At 70.8% G+C, this 14,688-nt stretch carries 14 protein-coding genes and 1 pseudogene; 11 read left to right on the top strand and 4 right to left on the bottom strand.

Features of this window, described 5'->3' with window-relative positions; genetic code table 11:
• Positions 1-739: 739 nt before the first annotated feature.
• The 3 genes from NBX02_RS05945 to NBX02_RS05935 all read left to right on the top strand — a co-directional run bounded on the left by NBX02_RS05945 (position 740) and on the right by NBX02_RS05935 (position 3,646).
• The gene (locus tag NBX02_RS05945) at positions 740-874 is read left to right on the top strand and encodes a hypothetical protein (RefSeq protein ID WP_445548290.1); all 135 of its coding nucleotides are present in this window, start codon (positions 740-742) and stop codon (positions 872-874) included.
• Between the two features lie 448 nt (positions 875-1,322).
• A complete protein-coding gene (locus NBX02_RS05940; RefSeq protein ID WP_250290338.1) occupies positions 1,323-1,646 on the top strand; it encodes a hypothetical protein in 324 nt (107 codons plus the stop codon).
• Between the two features lie 689 nt (positions 1,647-2,335).
• Positions 2,336-3,646 (top strand): serine/threonine-protein kinase, encoded by a 1,311-nt coding sequence (locus NBX02_RS05935; protein WP_250290336.1) that lies wholly within the window; start codon positions 2,336-2,338, stop codon positions 3,644-3,646.
• Between the two features lie 313 nt (positions 3,647-3,959).
• Here NBX02_RS05935 and NBX02_RS05930 read toward each other — a convergent pair whose 3' ends face one another.
• Both NBX02_RS05930 and NBX02_RS05925 read right to left on the bottom strand, forming a co-directional pair.
• Positions 3,960-4,283, bottom strand: coding sequence for a type II toxin-antitoxin system PemK/MazF family toxin (locus tag NBX02_RS05930; protein ID WP_250282922.1), 324 nt, complete (start codon positions 4,281-4,283; stop codon positions 3,960-3,962).
• Positions 4,280-4,549: a hypothetical protein gene (locus NBX02_RS05925; RefSeq protein ID WP_250282920.1), complete on the bottom strand. Its 270-nt coding sequence runs from the start codon at positions 4,547-4,549 to the stop codon at positions 4,280-4,282. Before NBX02_RS05925 ends, NBX02_RS05930 begins: the two co-directional genes overlap by 4 nt.
• A gap of 61 nt (positions 4,550-4,610) precedes the next feature.
• Here NBX02_RS05925 and NBX02_RS05920 point away from each other — a divergent pair, with 61 nt between their 5' ends.
• The gene (locus NBX02_RS05920; protein ID WP_250282918.1) at positions 4,611-5,111 is read left to right on the top strand and encodes an SAM-dependent methyltransferase; all 501 of its coding nucleotides are present in this window, start codon (positions 4,611-4,613) and stop codon (positions 5,109-5,111) included.
• Between the two features lie 14 nt (positions 5,112-5,125).
• Positions 5,126-5,467 (top strand): annotated as a pseudogene (locus NBX02_RS05915) (transposase family protein); the annotation flags it as partial.
• A 52-nt stretch (positions 5,468-5,519) separates the two neighbouring features.
• Here the strand turns inward: NBX02_RS05915 and NBX02_RS05910 are convergent.
• Complete coding sequence (locus tag NBX02_RS05910; RefSeq protein ID WP_250282916.1) at positions 5,520-6,917, bottom strand: ATP-binding protein; 1,398 nt, start codon at positions 6,915-6,917, stop codon at positions 5,520-5,522.
• 265 nt (positions 6,918-7,182) lie between these two features.
• Here NBX02_RS05910 and NBX02_RS05905 point away from each other — a divergent pair, with 265 nt between their 5' ends.
• The 5 genes from NBX02_RS05905 to NBX02_RS05885 all read left to right on the top strand — a co-directional run bounded on the left by NBX02_RS05905 (position 7,183) and on the right by NBX02_RS05885 (position 12,254).
• Positions 7,183-8,580 (top strand): 8-oxoguanine deaminase, encoded by a 1,398-nt coding sequence (locus NBX02_RS05905; RefSeq protein WP_250282913.1) that lies wholly within the window; start codon positions 7,183-7,185, stop codon positions 8,578-8,580.
• Between the two features lie 268 nt (positions 8,581-8,848).
• Positions 8,849-9,160 carry a nucleotidyltransferase domain-containing protein gene (locus NBX02_RS05900; protein ID WP_250282912.1) on the top strand — a complete coding sequence of 104 codons (312 nt, stop codon included), beginning with the start codon at positions 8,849-8,851 and terminating at the stop codon, positions 9,158-9,160.
• Complete coding sequence (locus NBX02_RS05895; RefSeq protein WP_250282910.1) at positions 9,150-9,491, top strand: HepT-like ribonuclease domain-containing protein; 342 nt, start codon at positions 9,150-9,152, stop codon at positions 9,489-9,491. The genes NBX02_RS05900 and NBX02_RS05895 overlap by 11 nt, the downstream gene beginning before the upstream one ends.
• A gap of 213 nt (positions 9,492-9,704) precedes the next feature.
• A complete protein-coding gene (cbiE, locus tag NBX02_RS05890; RefSeq protein WP_250282908.1) occupies positions 9,705-11,249 on the top strand; it encodes a precorrin-6y C5,15-methyltransferase (decarboxylating) subunit CbiE in 1,545 nt (514 codons plus the stop codon).
• Positions 11,250-11,627: 378 nt separating this feature from the next.
• Positions 11,628-12,254, top strand: a complete 627-nt coding sequence (locus NBX02_RS05885) for a precorrin-8X methylmutase (RefSeq protein WP_250282906.1) — start codon at positions 11,628-11,630, stop codon at positions 12,252-12,254.
• Between the two features lie 159 nt (positions 12,255-12,413).
• On the opposite strand, the gene NBX02_RS05880 is transcribed toward NBX02_RS05885, so the two are convergent.
• The gene (locus NBX02_RS05880) at positions 12,414-13,199 is read right to left on the bottom strand and encodes a cobalt-precorrin-6A reductase (protein ID WP_250290332.1); all 786 of its coding nucleotides are present in this window, start codon (positions 13,197-13,199) and stop codon (positions 12,414-12,416) included.
• A gap of 128 nt (positions 13,200-13,327) precedes the next feature.
• On the opposite strand from NBX02_RS05880, the gene NBX02_RS05875 reads away from it, so the two are divergent.
• A complete protein-coding gene (locus NBX02_RS05875) occupies positions 13,328-14,566 on the top strand; it encodes a cobalt-precorrin-5B (C(1))-methyltransferase (protein ID WP_250290330.1) in 1,239 nt (412 codons plus the stop codon).
• Positions 14,567-14,688: the final 122 nt, after the last annotated feature.

Below are 14,688 nucleotides of genomic sequence, written 5' to 3'. Positions count from 1 at the left end.
TCCCACCGGACGGGGATGCTCGCCCGGCGCCGCGTGGCGGCGGGTCGCAGGGCGGCACGGCCAGCGGCGGGGCGGTGCGTCCGCCTGGTGATGTGTCGCTCGACCCGTCGGAACTCGCAACGTGCTCCTACACCCGCAGCGACTTCCAGCCCGAAGGAGACCCGATCCGGCCAGTTGCGTTCCGCTCCATCCCGCGCGACGGCGGACCGCACGTAGTGGCTGCGGTTCACCGGCCGGGGTCGCTGCGCGTACTGCCTGCCGCGACCGCCCCGGACAGGCAGTCTGGGGCCTGGTACGTCTACCAGTGCCAGAACGACGGGTGGCGCGACGCGCTCTACCGGCCCCCGGTCTGGATACCGGACGGACAGGCCGGTCCGGCGGCTGCCGCCCCCGACCCGGCGGCCCTCGCCGAACAGGCCCGCAACCAGCTCCGCCTCCAAGGCCCGACGATCGCACTCAGCCCGACCGGCCGGCAGCTCATTCGTCTCCCAACCTGGATGTGGCTCGACCCCAGCAGCTGGCATCCCGTCTCCGCCACGGCTGCCGCCGGAGGCGTGTCGGTGACCGCCGTCGCCACCCCCGCCGAGGTCGTCTGGGCGATGGGTGACGGCGCCCAGGTCCGCTGCACCGGCCCCGGTACCCCCCCTACCGGCCCGACATCGACCCGAAAGCGTCCTCACCGGACTGCGGCCACACCTACCAGACCGTCTCCGACGACCAGCCCGGCGGCGTGTTCCCCATGACCACCACCGTCACCTGGAATGTCACCTGGACCGGCGCCGGCCAGACCGGCGTGTTCAACGGCCTCACCACCGTCTCCACCACCCAGGTCACCGTCATCTCCATCTCCGCACTGAGCACCGGCGGGGGCTGACCACAAGACCGCCCACGCAAGGCTCCCTCGGGTCGTCCGGCCCCGCCCAGGGGTGCGACCCCCGCCTTTCCGCGCTGCAACCTCGTCCGATGGAAGGATTGGGCTACCACCGACACCCTGGGTCTTGTATGATCTACGTCACATATCATTGCCTGTTTTACGGGAAAATGACCGAAAAGTCTGTTCTTTTACGGGCCGCCCGTCCGTTTACCTACCGGACCGCCCATCCACCTACCTGTCTATCGGGTAGGTCCGAGGTGACACATCGATGCAGGTCGGCCGGCATCTGACACCCACCCAAGCGAGCCAGGAATCATGCCGCAATTGGCATCGTATCTAACCGTGGGAGCTGGCGGAAGCGGTCGACGGAACGCGCCCTGTTGGCGGTATCGGATAGTCCGGTTAGCTTTTATTTGCCGCATTTCCGCCGCCGGTTCTGTGAGGTGCCGTGGTCGATCTGTCCCGCGTCCGCCCGTCCCGCGTCCGCCGTCCTGCACCCGCCGACTCGTGCGACGATCCACCGCAAACAGGGGACGGGCCACCGCAGGCCGACACGGAGGACACCGGCGGGAACGGCGCCACAGTGGGGCCGGACACCGACGGACCGACGGCCCACCCTCCGGCCGGAGTGCAGAACGCCCACAATGCCGAATCGGACGTCGATGCGGTGGCGCGCTGGCTGGCCGAGACACTTGCCGAGGCCCCACCCGTCCCGCCAGCGGTCGCCACCCTCATCGCGGGCGTGCTCGCCCGGCGCCCGCCCGCCGCCTAACCTCCCAAGCAGGACCACCGTCGTCTACGCGCCCAGCACACCGACATGTGCGCCCACCGTTGCTCACGGCCTTTCTGGCACGCGAACACCACTTGCCATGTGTATCCAAGGGGTGGTATCGATCGTCCTGGCGTAGGCTCAGGCGTCTCACCAGCATCTTTAGGTAGTCGGGCCGCTTCTTGGTCCGCACCCGCGTTGCGCACTCCGCACGGCTCGGGCGCGGTACGCCGACCACCGCGCCGCCAGACCCTCGTTGATGACGCCGTCCCCGAAACAGCCCCGAAGAAGCCGGATGCGGTCCGGCACGATCACGCAACCTGCTGGTCAGCATCCCCGGCGGATCGGAGAGGACGGCACCCTCTCGAAGCGGCGGCGCGTACTGCCGAGCTGCTCGCCTTTTACGATCAAGGCTGAGAGGCCGACAGCCGCGCCGCGCGCGTGTCGCGGCCAGTCCGGACCCGCACATGGCCCGCGGCTTGTCTCGCAACGTTCAGCTGAGTGCGGCTGTGGGGCGATGTCCACCGCATGCCCTGGTCCGGGGCGGGGCGGGGCGGGGCGGGGCGGGATCGGCGGGACGGTTGTCGCTGTGCCGAACGCCGGTAGGATCACATGCATCGCATGGTGGCCTGTTTGGGGGGATTCGAGATGGCGCATGCTGCCTGTCGTCGACGTGGGGCCCTGACCGTCTCATGATCGAGGCAAGGAGGCGGATCGCGGCGGCGCTGCCGGGCTACGAGCTTGGTGCCCGGTTGGGGCGAGGGGCGTTCGGGCTGGTGCTGGCCGGCCGGCACCGCGGGCTGGGCCGCGATGTCGCCGTCAAGATGCTTCCGGTCGACCAGGACGAGGCCACCGAGCGCAGCTGGAACGAGGCCCGCCTGCTGGCCTCGTTGGATCACCCGCATATCGTCCGGGTCTATGACGCCCTCGCTGCCGAGGACCTTCACCTGATCGTGATGGAACTGCTGGCCGGAGGGCCCCTGACCCGCCGTCGCCGGGACCTGGCAGGCGAGACGGCCTGCGCGGTGGGGCTGGCGGTGGCCGCCGCGTTGTCCTATGCCCACGGGCAGGGAGTGCTGCACCGCGACATCAAGCCCGCCAACATCCTGTTCGACGCCGCCGTCCTGCCCAAGGTCGCCGACTTCGGCATCGCGAAAATCGCGGAAGGGTCGGCGACCACCGCCAGCGCGGTGATCGGCACCCCTGTCTACATGGCTCCCGAACAGATCCTCGGTGGCAGGCTCAGCGCGGCCACCGACCTCTACGCCCTCGGCGTCATGCTCTACGAGCTGCTGACCGGCGTCCCGCCGTTCGACCCGGCCCTGCCTGCCCCGGCGCTCATCCACCACCACCTCAATGTCCTGCCGCCGCCGCCCGCGGGAGTGCCCGAGCCGGTTGCCGCGGTGGTGATGCACACCCTGGCCAAGGACCCCGCCGACCGCCACCCCTCAGCCCACGCCTTCGCCCTCGATCTGGCCCGCGCCGCCACCGACCAGCCCACCCCCACGCCAGCCTCGACGATTCCCGCCACGCTGAGGGCACCCACGGATATCCGTGAACCACTCGCCCCTACCCTGCCAGCACCTGACACGAGCCCACCCGTACCACTAGCGACATCGAACTTCACCAAGCTGCCCACCCAGCGAGCCGACCCCCTGCCATCAGACCCGACACCGGCAATCCCGTCAGCCGTCCGCGAGAAACCTGGTGGCCCGCGAACCCGCCGGAAGCGCCGCCTGGCCCTCGTCTCCGCCGCGGTGCTGCTTGTCATCACCGGCACTGTTCTGGCCTTCACCCTCATCCCCGAAGAGAACCACCAGCTCATCCCCGAAGAGAACCGCCCGCTGGGCTCCCCCCTCACCGGCCACACCAACTCTGTGATTTCGGTGGCGTTTGCGCCGGACGGGCGCACCCTCGCCAGCGCCAGCAATGACGAGAGGTGCTTCGCCAGTACGGATACCTGCGACTTCAAGAATGGACATCAGCTCACCCGGCCCCGGTAGTGCCTCCTCCCCACCATCGACCGGAGTCGCACCATCCGGATTCAGGTAGACGCCGGTCAGCCCCGTCTTCCGTCGCTTGATGTGTGCAACCCTGGGGTGGTACCGATCGTCCTCGTACAGCCCTCGGGCTTCTGACCAGCATCTTTTTGATGATCGGGCTGCATCCGGGGTCCGTACCCGGGTTGCACATGCCGCGCGGCTCGGCCGGGGGCCGGTAAGAACAACGCGACAGATCCGTCGGGTCGGCGGCGTCGGATCTCGGTCTTCGCCCGGTCGCGAGGGGAGGTCGATGTACGGGAGCCAGGCGATGCGCTCAGCGAAGCAGGCCGAGGTAGCGCGAAAGGGTGTGCTCAACCTGCGCCATGTCGTCGCGGGAGAGGTAGTCCACGAGTTCACCCGTGACATAGGAGCTGTCGATGGTCCGGATCTGGTCGACCAGGATCCTGGTCGACCGTCCCGTAATGATCACCTCCGGCCTGAAGGCGGTCGCCTGCGCGCCGGTCGACGTCGGAACGATCGTGACCGTGGACCACGCGTTCTGCTCAATACTCATGACGAGGCCGAGCCGACGACCCCGCTGCTCATGCCCGCGCTTGGCGTCGCCAAGGTCCACCGGGTACACCGCCCCGCGAATCACGGTTGGTCCTGCGACCTGACTGGTACCGCGAGGTTCGTACCTGTGATTCTGATGTTGCCGTTGGTGTCGTACTCCCACGCATCGGGCTCGGCGGACAGGTCCTCGTTCCGCAGCCGGTACATATCCTCGCGGGCACGCACCTCCCACGCCTCCCGGTCAAGCAGTCGCAGGGCGCGCCGGATGACGTCGCTGGTCTTTTCGTCTTGACGGCGGTTGGCCTCAACGATCCGGAGGTCCTCTTCGGTGGGGCGGAATCCGACACTCATGAGGTCACTGTACAACAAATGTACAACATCCGGGGTGGCCAGTGGACGCGTAGGTCGGGGCATGTGTATCCCGGGGGTGGTACCCGTCGTCCACGCGCACGCCAACGCGCTGCTGACCGGCACCGGCCGGACCACGGCCGCGCTGGCGGACCTGCGGAAGCCACACGAGATCCTGGGCCACCCTCACGTCCGGCATCTGATCGATTTCACCGAACCCGTGGCCCTGCTCCTCGTGGCCGTCGTGCACTTCATCCGCGACGAGGAAAACCCCACCGGCATCGTGCGGACGCTACTCGATGCGCTGCCGGCGGGCAGCTATCTGGTGCTGTCCCATGCCACGGGTGACCTGCGACCCGCGGCAGCGGCCCAGGCCACCGAGGTTTACGACACCGCCACCTCGCCCCTCGCCGTGCGCGGTCATCCCGCCATTGCCGCGTTCTTCACCGGCTGCGATCTGGTGGGCCCGGGCCTCGTCCAGGTGCCGACATGGCGACCGGCCAGCAAACGCCCCAGGGGCTACCGCAACGTCTGGATCTACGGCGGTGTAGGCCGCAAAAAATAAGCCATATCGTTCTCGCCCTCGGCGACCCGCGGGCCGGCAACCGCAACGACACGATCGTCTACCAGACCAGCGGGATCAAAGACCGTCTCGCCGGGCGCCCCGTGCTCGCCGACGGCGGCTACCAGGGCCACCCAGACGTGATCATGCCTTATCGGAAACCGGTCGACGGACAGCCGCTACCGGAGTGGAAGCAGGACCTGAACCGGGTGCACCGCACGGTCCGGGCCCGCGTCGAACACACCCTCGCCGGGCTGAAGACCTGGAAGATCCTGCGCGACTACCGCCGCCAGGCGCGCGCCCTTGCCGTGACCGCCGCCGGGATCGCCCACCTTTACAACATCAGCCGGGCCGGCTGATCGAGCACCACCGGACAGTCGCATCACACCCAAGCGAGTTACGAAACAACCTTTAGGCGAAGACGTCGGCGGTGGTGACGCGGAGCACGTCGTCGGGTAGCTGTCCGGTCACCTCCTCGCGCGCGGCGATCACGTACAGCGGCTCCGGGTCATGCGGGCCGATCAGGTTGGAGGCGTGCGCCTTGCGCATCAATGTGCGCAGGATACGGTTTCCTTCTTCGCGCCGGGCCCACTTCACCTCGGCGGCAAGGCCAAGCCGTCCTGTCGGCCCGCTGAGCATGGCGACGTCAATCTCTGCCGGGTCGGTTCCGTACTGGTGCCAGAACCGGCCGACCTCGATCACGGGCGCGACCCGGAGATCATCCGCCATGGTCCGTACGAGATGAGCGCGTACGGCGTCCTCCCACCGGTCGCCCATGAAGTTGTCGAACTCGCTTTCCATGACGCCCGCCACGGAGTTGCCCAAACCCTGGATGATGGCCGCTCGACGAGGCTCCGCAATCGACAGCCAGAAGGCCAGAAAGTTGTCCGCCACCCGATAGTACGCCCGCCGTGGGTCCGCGTTGCGCCCGACCGGAAGCACCCGTTGGACCAGGCCGAGGTCCGCCAATGCGGCCAGCGCCCGGGTTGGGTCGATGCCCAACGCGTCCTTGATTTCGCCGAACCGGGTGCGCCCGGCGGCTATCGCCCGCAGCACCTGCTCCGGGATACGTTCGCGGCGGCCGCCGGCGAAGTCCTCGGTGGCGAGGATCAACTGGCCCTCGTTGAGAAAAAGCCCATGCTCGTTCGCGACAAGTCGCGCGAGATTGTCCCGGAATGACGACAACTGGTCCCACAGGTCCAGGTAAAAGGGTATGCCACCGCAGACACCCCATGCCCTGGCCCGCTCGGCGGGTGCGAGACCGGGCAGCATCAACGCCGCTTCGTTGGGCAGAAACGGCCGAACCTGCAGGCGAAGCGTAGCCCGCCCGTAGAGCGGGGCGCGTTCCTCCTGCAACGCTTCCATGATGCGTACCGCCGAGCCACACAGGACCAGGCGGACGGGATGGTCGCCCATGCCCTCCCAGATCGCGCGCAGGGCGCTCTCGATACGCGGATCGCTCCTGACCAGTTCGGGAAACTCGTCGAGGATCACGACCAGCGGCGCTTCTGACGCAGTTTGCCGGAAAAGCTCGAATGCCTCGTCCCAGTCCCGAAACGGACGGCTGACCAGGTCGCGATTGGCAAGCGCGAGCACCGGAGCCGCGGTCGCCGAGAGCGCGGCAAGCTCCTGGTCGGGCGCTCGGTTGCGTGAGACGTGGTAGACAGCCCGCTTATCCGCTGCCCAATGCGCCAGCAGGTGCGACTTTCCGACTCGTCGACGCCCCCAAACCACGCCAAGCTGAGGTCCCGGTCGCCCGAACCACTCGTCCAGCAAGGACAGTTCCTTGACTCGATTGACGAAACGCACCAATATCCTACCCTCGGCAGCAGATCGACCACTCCACCATACCTGCGACTATCGCAGCCTGCAACTATCGCAGCCTGCGCGAGGCGCGCTATGGTTTCGCTCCGGCGGTCGCCCGGGCCGTCAAGGGTGAGTGTGCGGGTGCGTCGCCGCCCGGCAGGTAGCCGCGTTACCAACCCCTGGGGCACCTCGGTGAGCCGAAGGTGAAACCGTCGGACGGCACCGCGGTGAAACCGTCGGGCGACACCGGCGCGGCAGAATCGATGCCATGACCGCGCGTATCCCGGCTCCCGGCCCGCGGCCGGTCGACCTGCTCGTCCGCGGCGCCGAGCTGGTGGCGACCATGGACGACCGCCGCCGGGAGCTGCCCGGCGGCTGGGTGGCGGTGACCGACGGCCTGGTCAGCGCGGTCGGGGCGGCCGGCGACCCGCCCCCGCCCGCCCGGCGCGCGCTGGACGCGGCCAGCTGCCTGGTCACCCCCGGCCTGGTGAACACCCACCATCACATCTTCCAGAACCTCACCCGGTCGTATGCGCCGGCGGTGTCCGGTTCGCTGTTCGCCTGGCTGCGCACGCTCTACCCGCTGTGGGCCCGCCTGGACGAGGAGGCGGTGTACGTCTCCGCCCACGTCGGCCTGACCGAGCTCGCGCTGGGCGGCTGCACCACCACCACCGACCACCTGTACGTCCACCCGCGCGGCGCCGGGGACCTGATCGCGGCCGAGATCGCCGCCGCCCGCGAGCTCGGGATGCGCTTCCACCCCACCCGTGGATCGATGTCACTGTCGGTGAAGGACGGCGGGCTGCCGCCGGACTCCGTCGTGCAGGATCCCGACGACATCCTCGCGGACTCGGCGGCCCTCGTCGCCGCCCACCACGACCCGTCCCACGGCGCGATGGTGCGGATCGCGCTGGCGCCCTGCTCGCCGTTCTCCGTCAGCCCCGAGCTGATGCGGGCCACCGCCGAGCTCGCCGAGAAGCTGGACGTGCGGCTGCACACCCATCTCGCCGAGGACCCGCAGGAGGACGACTACTGCCTGGCGACCTACGGCCGGCGCCCGGTCGAGCACTTCCGCGACCTCGGCTGGGGCGGTGACCGCGCCTGGGTCGCCCACTGCATCCACCCGAACGCCGCCGAGGTGGCCCGGCTCGGGGCCTGGGGCACCGGGGTCGCTCACTGCCCGAGCAGCAACATGATCCTCGGCGGCGGGCTGGCGCCGGTCGCGCAGCTGCGGGCCGCCGGCGCGCCGGTCGGCCTCGGCTGCGACGGCTCGTCCTCGGCGGACGCCGCCTCGCTGTGGCTGGAGGCGCGTACGGCGATGCTGCTCGGACGGCTGCGCGGCGGGGCGTCCGCGATGTCCGCCCGGGACGCGTTGGAGATCGCCACCCGCGGCGGCGCGGCCTGCCTCGGCCGGGCCGGCGAGCTCGGCGAGCTGTCCGTCGGCGCGGCCGGTGACCTGGTCGTCTGGCCACTGGACGGGATCGCCTTCGCCGGCGCCCTGTCCGACCCGGTGGAGGCGTGGCTGCGCTGCGGCCCGGTAGCCGCCCGGCACACCGTCGTCGCAGGCAGGACCGTCGTGGAGAACGGCGCCCCCGTCCACCTCGGCCTCGACGACATCCTCCGCCGCCACCGCACGATCGCCACCACCATCCAGCGAAATCCCTGATGACCGGCGTCCCGCCCTGGCCCCAGCATCCGGAGGTCGGCACGGGACCAGATTCGATGGTGACCACTGAACCGGCACGTTCCGCCCACGATGTTCACGGCGGCGCTCAGAGGCCGGCCTCGGATGCCGGACAGGCCTGCCAGAAATCGGACTATTCGTTATAAACAGAGCAAAATTCCCTTGACCACAGCGGTGCGCCCGGGCCGTGACCGGTTCGCCCGGTCGACATCCGCGCTCGCGGGGCAGAATCTCATTCGGGAGGTGGGCAGTGCATCCGGTCATCGAGACGAAGCGTTCGGAGATCGAGACCCTGTGTCAGCGACTCGGGGTTCGACGTCTCGACGTGTTCGGGTCCGCCGTCGGTGGCTCGTTCGACGTGGGCTCCAGCGACGTCGACGTACTGGTCGAATTCGATGACGCGCAGGCGGGGTTCGACTATTTCGGCAGCTATTTCGACCTGAAGGAAGGCCTGGAACGACTGCTGGGACGCGCGGTCGACGTCGTCAGCGTCGCGAACATCCGCAACCCCTACTTCCGCGACCAGGTCATGCGTACCCGGCAGTCCCTGTATGCGGCCTGACCCCCGAAAATACCTGTGGGACGCGGTGCACGCGGCCGGTCTTGCCCGCGGTTTCGCGCGGGGACAATCGTTGGCGGACTATTTGTCGAACGCAATGCTCCGTGCGGCCGTCGAGCGCCAGGTCGAGATCATCGGAGAGGCGCTGAACCAACTGTCCAAGGCCGCCCCCGAGATCGCCGCCGCCATACCCGAGCCACCTCGCATCGTCGCCTTTCGGAACATCCTCATCCACGGTTACGCCACAGTAGACGACAGATTGGTCTGGCAGGTTCTCGAGGAGAAGCTCCCTGAACTCGAACGGGTCATGCAAGAAATCATCGACAGCGGTTGAGGAAGCCGCTCGTGGAGCCATCGCCTCCCGATACCGTAGGGACTCACGGTTCACAACGTTCCCGTAAGCCAACTCGTTCCAGCGCGCTCCGCTCCATGTACCCGATATTCGCAGCGATGGCACGAAGGATGTCGATGATCTCCGCAAGTTCAGCGTCAAGAATCCGTTCCCTTACCAACTGCCATGCTGACCAGCATGTTCAGCTCCAGGTAGATGGCGTGGTCAGCTCTAGCGCGCCGGCCGTGGTGTGGCGGGTGGCGGTGGTATCCGGCGAAACGATCGGCCGAGGCGGCCAGGAAGGCAGCGAAAGATCCAGTGACCGTGTGTCCCGGTGATCAGTCGCCGGTGATTGTGGTGGGGGTGGGTGCCGACGGGTGGGGCGGGCTCACCGAGGCGGGCCGGGAGGCGCTGCGGGCCGGGCAGGTGCTGATGGGCAGCCGGCGGCAGTTGGCACTGGTCCCCGCCGACGTGGGCGGCCGGCGGGTCGAGTGGCCCACGCCGTTGGTGCCGGCGCTGCCGGGGCTGCTCGCCGAGCACGCCGGCGCCCGCGTGTGCTGCCTGGCCAGCGGCGACCCGATGTTCTTCGGCCTGGGCACGACGCTGGTGCGGCTGCTCGGCGCGCGGCGGGTGCGGGTGCTGCCCCATCCGTCCTCGGTCTCGCTCGCCTGCGCCCGGCTCGGCTGGGCGATGGACGCCGTCGACGTGGTGAGCCTGGTCGGGCGTCCGCTCAGCGCCGTGCACCCGGCCGTGCAGCCCGGCCGCCGGCTGATCGTGCTGTGCGCGGACGGCCACAGCCCGGCGGCGCTCGCCGGCCTGCTGGTGGGCCGCGGCTACGGCGGCAGCCCGTTCACCGTCCTGGAGAACCTCGGCGCGGATGACGAGCGGTGCCGCACCGGCACGGCCGCGTCCTGGTGTGACGGCGGTTGGCACGGCGACGAGCGGCACGACGGCGAGCCGACCGCCGCGCTGACCGACCAGGACACGCGGGCCGACCCGGACGCGACGACCGGTCTGGGGACGCTGGCCGGTCCGAACGTGGTTGCCGATCTGAACCTGGTCGCTGTCGAGTGCGAGCCCGGGCCCGACTCCGGGCATCTGCCGCGGACGGCGGGCCTGCCCGACAGCGTGTTCGAGCACGACGGCCAGCTCACCAAGCGGGAGGTGCGGGCGGTCACGCTCGCCCGGCTCGGTCCGGCCCCCGGCGAACTGCTGTGGGACGTGGGCGCGGGCTCCGGCAGCATCGCGATCGAGTGGATGCGCACGCACCCGGCCTGCCGGGCGATCGCCGTGGAGCCCCGGGCGGACCGGGCAGCGCGGATCCTGCGCAACGCGGACGCGCTGGGCACCCCCGGCCTGCGGGTCGTCGGCTCCCCCGCCCCCGCGGCGCTCGCCGGGCTGCCCACGCCGTCCGCCGTGTTCGTCGGCGGTGGGATCACGACTCCCGGTGTGCTCGAGCGGTGCTGGGCCGCGCTCCCGCCGGGCGGCCGGCTGGTGGCCAGCGCGGTCACCGTCGAGTCGGAGGCGGTGCTGGCCGGCTGGCACGCCAGCCACGGCGGCGACCTCGTCCGGCTGGCGGTGGCCCGCGCCGCGCCGGTCGGCGGTTTCACCGGCTGGCGGCCGATGCTGCCGGTCACCCAGTGGGCCGTGACCAAGACCGCCGGCCCCGCCGGCCCCGCCGGCCCCGCCGGCCCCGCGCTGGGGAGGCAGCCGGCCCCGGAACGCAACGACAGTCCAGATACGACACAATCGCGGCCGTGACGCTCATCGCCGGACGCGCAGCCGTTGTCCCGGACCTGCTGGCCGTGGCGGACACCCGCTGCCGCTCTGCCCCGCCGAGCCGCTTCGGTCGCCTAGAGCACCGATTAGATGACTCTAAGTCACCCCACGGGCGGTGGCGCACTTCGATGGACGCCGACCATCGAAGAAGATCGGCGCAAGTTTGTCGTTGTGTACGCTGATGCGGCCAAAAAACGTACACAACAACAAAATCGCGGCGATCATGGCCTGTACGGGCGGCCGTGGAGGGGATCCGCGCTACGTGACCGTCGCTCTGGGCCGGTCCGGCCGGCTGGGCCGGACCGGTCGGCTGGGCCGCCGCTGGCCCGCCGGGTGGCCCACGACCGTGCGGAGCTCCCGGTGAACGACTACGTCCGTGACGGCGCCGAGATCTACCGCCGCTCGTTCGCCACGATCCGCGCCGAGGCGGACCTCACCGGCCTGCCGGACGGCGTCGCCCGCACCGCCGTCCGGATGATCCATTCCTGCGGGATGGTCGATCTGGTGGCCGACCTGGCCTACTCACCCGGCGTGGTGGACGCGGCCAGAGCCGCGCTGCTCGCAGGAGCACCGATTCTGTGCGACACCCGGATGGTCGCCGCGGGCGTCACCCGCGCCCGGCTGCCCGCGGACAACCCGGTGATCTGCACGCTGTCCGACCCCCGGGTGCCGGGCCTCGCCCACCAGCTCGCCACGACCCGCACCGCCGCCGCGGTGGACCTCTGGCGGGACCGCCTCGACGGCGCGGTGGTCGCCGTGGGCAACGCCCCGACAGCGCTGTTCCGGCTGCTCGAGCTCGTCGAGTCCGGCGCCGGCCGGCCCGCGGCGGTGATCGGCGTCCCGGTCGGCTTCATCGGGGCCGCCGAGTCGAAACGGGCCCTGGCGGAGCATCCCAGCCGGCTGGAGCACCTCGTCGTGCACGGCCGCCGCGGCGGCAGCGCCATGGCCGCGGCGGCCGTCAACGCGATCGCGAGCGAGGACGAATGACCACGCCAGCCGAACGCCTTACCGGACGAGTGCCAAGCCGGCCGGTCCGACGCCCCGACACCGGCCGACCGGACGAAGCAGTCCGGCTGGGCGGCCAGGTTGAGGATCCTCGGCGACGACCGGCGGACGGTCATCACCCCGTGTCTTCGTCTGATTTCGTCACCCGCTGTCGTCAACTGGTGCATGACCCATCGGTCGCCCCGACCAGTCGGTGAACCAGGCGACGGCGTCCTCGGGGGTGGCCACGGCCAGTGTGCCGGGTGGCAGCGGCGGGCGGTCCACCATCAGCACGGGCAGGCCCAGGTGACGGGCGGCGACCAGTTTCGCCGCGGTCAGCGGGCCACCGCTGTTCTTGGTGACGATGACGTCGATCCGATGCCCGCGCATCAGCGCCGTCTCCCCCTCTACCGTGAACGGGCCACGTTCGAGCAGGACGTCCATCCGCGCCGGCATCGGGGGTGACGGCGCCTCGATCGAACGCAGGAGGAACCAGTGCCGATCCGAGCCGGCGAACGCTGCGATCCCGGACCGGCCCGTGGTCAGGAACACCCGCTCCCCGAAGCCGCCCAGGGCGGCCGCGGCGGCGGCCAGCGACGGCACCCGATGCCAGTCGTCACCGTCCGTCTCCGGCCAGCCCGGCCTGCGCACGACCAGCAGCGGCACCGCGCCCGCGTTACTCCCCGTAACCGCAGCGGCGGTCATCAGCGCGGCGTAGGGATGGGTCGCGTCGATCACCGCGGCGATCCCGGCATCCCGCAGGTAGGACGCGAGGCCGTCCACGCCGCCGAACCCGCCCACCCGGATCCGCGCCGCCGTGGGCAGGGCGGGCGCGGCCACCCGGCCCGCGATCGAGTAGATCACCTCCACGCCGGGCAGTGCGGCCAGCTTCTCCGTGAGCCGCCGGCCCTCCGCGGTGCCGCCGAGCACCAGCACCCGCCAGCTCACCGCCGTCCCACCCGCTCCGCCCGTCCCACCCGGCCTGCCCAGCTCGCCCGGCCTGCCTGGCCTGACCTGGCCTGGCCTGACCCGGCGGGGCCTGACCCGGCCGGACAGCCAGGCTCGGCGGGACGGCCATGAACGAAGCGGAGCCCGCCGGACGTCGCGGGAGCCGGCAGCCGCGCGGGGAGCTGCGCTACGGCTGGACGACCGGCGCCTGCGCCACGGCCGCGGCCACCGCCGCCTACACCGCGCTGCTCACCGGCGAGTTCCCCGACCCGGTGACGATCACCCTGCCGGGTGGTCAGCGCCCGGCCTTCGCCCTGGCCTGGGAGGAGCTGACCCCCGGCGCCGCCACCGCCGCCGTCGTCAAGGACGCCGGTGACGACCCGGACGTCACCCATGGTGCCCTCGTGCACGCCCGTGTCCGGCTGGCCGCGCCCCGGGCCGGGGTGGTGTTCCGCGCCGGCCCGGGAGTCGGCACGGTCACCCGGCCCGGCCTGCCGCTGGCCGTCGGCGAGCCGGCCATCAACCCGGTGCCGCGGCGGATGATGCGCGCCGCGCTGGCCGCGGTCGCCGCCACCCACACCGGCCACACCACCCACACCGGCGCCGCCGGCCACATCCGCGCCGTCAGCATCGTCGGCGGCGACGCGGACGGTGCGGACGACACGGACGGCGCCGTGAACGCGGCCGTCGACGTGGAGATCACGATCGGGGTCGACAACGGGGCCGAGATCGCGCGGCACACCTGGAACCCGCGGCTGGGCATCATCGGCGGCCTGTCGATCCTCGGCACCACCGGCATCGTCGTGCCCTACTCCTGCTCGGCGTGGATCGACAGCATCCGGCGCGGCATCGACGTGGCCCGCGCCGCCGGCCACCGGCATGTCGCGGCCTGCACCGGCAGCACCTCCGAGGAGGTGGCCCGCCGGCTGCACGGCCTGCCCGACGACGCGCTGCTCGACATGGGCGACTTCGCCGGCGCCGTGCTGAAGTACCTGCGCCGCCACCCGATCCCGCATCTGACCATCGTCGGCGGTGTCGGCAAGCTCGCCAAGCTCGCCGCCGGTCATCTCGACCTGCACTCCGGACGCTCCCAGGTCGACCTGGCCGCCCTCGCCACGCTGGCCCGCGCCGCCGGCGGCGGCGCGGAACTCTCCAGGCGCGTCGAGACTGCGAACACCGCGCTGGGCGCGCTGCGGCTCTGCCTGGCCGCCGGCGTCCCGCTCGGCGACCTCATCGCGGCGGACGCCCGCCGCACCGCGCTCGACGTGCTGCGCGGGGCGGCCGTGCGGGTCGAGGTGATCGTCATCGACCGAGCCGGGACGCTGGTCGGCCACGCCGACGTCATGGAAGCCGGCAACGGCACCTGACGCCATCTCGCCGACGGGCGCTTCCGCCGCTGAACGGGTGGCTGCGTTGAACGGATGGTTGTGCCGAAGTCCGCGGCTGCGGCCGTGGCTTGCAGCCGTGGCCATGGCCGTGGCCGTTCGGG

The organism is Protofrankia sp. CiP1_Cm_nod1 (assembly GCF_920888515.1).
In the GTDB taxonomy this organism is placed as follows: domain Bacteria; phylum Actinomycetota; class Actinomycetes; order Frankiales; family Frankiaceae; genus Protofrankia.
This window is presented reverse-complemented; position numbering and strand designations above follow the sequence as displayed.

What these genes read in the sequence shown, in the direction of transcription:
- NBX02_RS05935 (WP_250290336.1), top strand. Translation starts at nt 2,336, where the DNA reads ATGATCGAGGCAAGGAGGCGGATCGCGGCGGCGCTGCCGGGCTACGAG.
- NBX02_RS05905 (WP_250282913.1), top strand. Translation starts at nt 7,183, where the DNA reads ATGACCGCGCGTATCCCGGCTCCCGGCCCGCGGCCGGTCGACCTGCTC.
- NBX02_RS05920 (WP_250282918.1), top strand. Translation starts at nt 4,611, where the DNA reads ATGTGTATCCCGGGGGTGGTACCCGTCGTCCACGCGCACGCCAACGCG.
- NBX02_RS05895 (WP_250282910.1), top strand. Translation starts at nt 9,150, where the DNA reads ATGCGGCCTGACCCCCGAAAATACCTGTGGGACGCGGTGCACGCGGCC.
- cbiE (WP_250282908.1), top strand. Translation starts at nt 9,705, where the DNA reads ATGGCGTGGTCAGCTCTAGCGCGCCGGCCGTGGTGTGGCGGGTGGCGG.
- NBX02_RS05875 (WP_250290330.1), top strand. Translation starts at nt 13,328, where the DNA reads ATGAACGAAGCGGAGCCCGCCGGACGTCGCGGGAGCCGGCAGCCGCGC.
- NBX02_RS05925 (WP_250282920.1), bottom strand. Translation starts at nt 4,549, where the DNA reads ATGAGTGTCGGATTCCGCCCCACCGAAGAGGACCTCCGGATCGTTGAG.
- NBX02_RS05945 (WP_445548290.1), top strand. Translation starts at nt 740, where the DNA reads ATGACCACCACCGTCACCTGGAATGTCACCTGGACCGGCGCCGGCCAG.